Below are 2189 nucleotides of genomic sequence, written 5' to 3'. Positions count from 1 at the left end.
GTGACCGGTACCTTGTCTTAAAGATTGTTGAACTGAGTATTTTGGCTGATAATTGCTTCAGAAAGTTCTTGTCAAACTACTTTCCGAATTCAGGTAGAAGATTATTTAAAATAGTATGGGAGATGAAATTTTATGCCTGGACTTTTCAATAAAAAGATAATAGAGCAAAATATTCACGACTATTACATAGAAAATTTCACCGAAAAGCTGAAAAAGATAAGAAATTGGAAGGAAAACTTAGCCAATATAAAAGGTCTCAACGAGCAAAGACTCCAGTCAGCTTTTCTCAGCGCTATATTTGAAGATATCTTGGGATATAAAAACGATCCGGCTGCAGAGCAGTGGACAATGGAAATAGAATGTTCTACAGACTTAGATGCTAAAACTCCTGATGGTATTTTAGGATTTTATAAAAGGGAAAATGGTGAAGTCAAAAAAGAACATAAAGCGGTTATCGAATTAAAAGGGCCGCAGGTTGCTCTGGACAAAGATCAAAAGAGAGAGGGATCTACCTATAAGTCACCGGTGGATCAGGCCTTCAGCTATACCAATAGACTGGATAAATGTAAGTGGGTTATAGTTTCAAATTTCATCGAAATAAGGTTATATAAAGTTGGACGCAGCAAGGAATATAATGAGGTATTTCACCTGCAGGATTTAGTGGAAGAGAATGAGTTTAAAAAGTTTCATTATTTATTATGCAGCGATCATCTTATTACAGAAGAAGGCAAGAGTGAAACCCTTAGATTATCCGGTGCCACCAATAAGCGCCATGAAGATATTTCAGTTGAATTTTATAATCTTTATAAAAATATGCGGATAAATCTTTTCGAGCATTTAAAGGAAAATAATCCAGATATAGATTTCGAAGTTCTGCTGGAAAAAGCTCAGAAGTTTTTGGACAGAATAATCTTCATTTGCTTCTGTGAAGATAAACAGCTCCTTCCCAATGATGTATTGCACCAGGCTATAGAGAGAGGCAAGGATTCTTTCGAGGTTTCAGATACAGCCATCTGGAATCAAATTAGAGGTGTATTCAGGGCTGTAGATGAAGGCAGTGACAAACATAATATAAACTCCTATGATGGCGGTTTGTTTGCCTACGATGAAGTGCTGGATGAGCTTACTATCAAAGATGATTTCTTCGATGCCATATATGAGATTTCTGAATATGACTTTGACAGCGATGTGGATGTTAATATTCTCGGTCATATCTTTGAACAGTCAATAACCGATATTGAGCAGTTGAAAGCTGATATCAGAGACGACGAGTATGACAAAAATGAGTCCCGCAGAAAAAAAGAAGGTATATACTACACGCCGAAGTATATTACCAGTTATATAGTTGAAAATGCAGTGGGAGGTTATCTGGAGGATAAAAAAGAGGAACTCGGTTATTATGATCTCCCCGATATAGAGGAGGCAGGCAGTAAAAGCTGGAAAACTAGATATACTCAACAGCATATAGATTTTTTCAATGAATATGAGGAAGAACTGAAGGATATTACTATTCTCGATCCTGCCTGTGGCTCCGGGGCATTTTTGAACCAGGCTTTCGATTTTCTTTTAGAGGAGCACAGGTGGTTGAATAAACAGCGAGATTTATTGAGAAATGCTTTACATGAGAGTAATGGTGCTGTTAGTAGAGATAATGAGTTACAGGCCAGCCTTACTTCCCAGGAGCGAATATACAGGAATATACTAAAGAATAATTTGTATGGCGTGGATCTGAACCGAGAGTCAGTGGAAATCACAAAATTATCTCTCTGGCTTAAGACAGCCAATAAGCAGGATGAGCTTACCAATCTCGATGATAATATTAAATGTGGTAATTCATTAATTGATGATCCAGAGATTGCCGGGGAAAAGGCTTTTGACTGGGAAGATGAATTTCCTGATATAATGGAAGAAGGTGGATTTGATTGTGTAATTGGTAATCCTCCTTTTGTAAGACATGAAGATATTAAATGGATGAAACCATATTTGAAAGAAAATTATCAAGTCTATTTTGGCACGGCTGATTTATACTGTTATTTTATTGAGAAAAGTTTGAGATTATTGCGGAAGCAAGGTTATTTTTCCTTTATTGTTTCCACCTGAATTCGGAAAGTAGTTTGACAAGAACTTTCTGAAGCAATTATCAGCCAAAATACTCAGTTCAACAATCTTTAAGACAAGGTACCGGTCAC

1 protein-coding gene is annotated in these 2189 nt (G+C 36.6%); it reads left to right on the top strand.

The annotated features are described in order from the left end of the window. The first annotated feature begins 132 nt into the window (after positions 1-132). Entirely contained in the window at positions 133-2100 is a 1968-nt protein-coding gene (locus tag BLT15_RS12960; protein ID WP_089762497.1) for an Eco57I restriction-modification methylase domain-containing protein, read from the top strand. Positions 2101-2189: the final 89 nt, after the last annotated feature.

Origin of the sequence: Halarsenatibacter silvermanii, assembly GCF_900103135.1 — a bacterium.
In the GTDB taxonomy this organism is placed as follows: Bacteria; Bacillota; Halanaerobiia; order Halanaerobiales; family Halarsenatibacteraceae; genus Halarsenatibacter; species Halarsenatibacter silvermanii.
The sequence above is the reverse complement of the archived record's forward strand: the minus strand, read 5'-3'. Positions and strand labels throughout refer to the sequence as shown.

Coding starts and splice junctions, on each gene's coding strand:
- BLT15_RS12960 (WP_089762497.1), top strand. CDS start 133: ATGCCTGGACTTTTCAATAAAAAGATAATAGAGCAAAATATTCACGAC.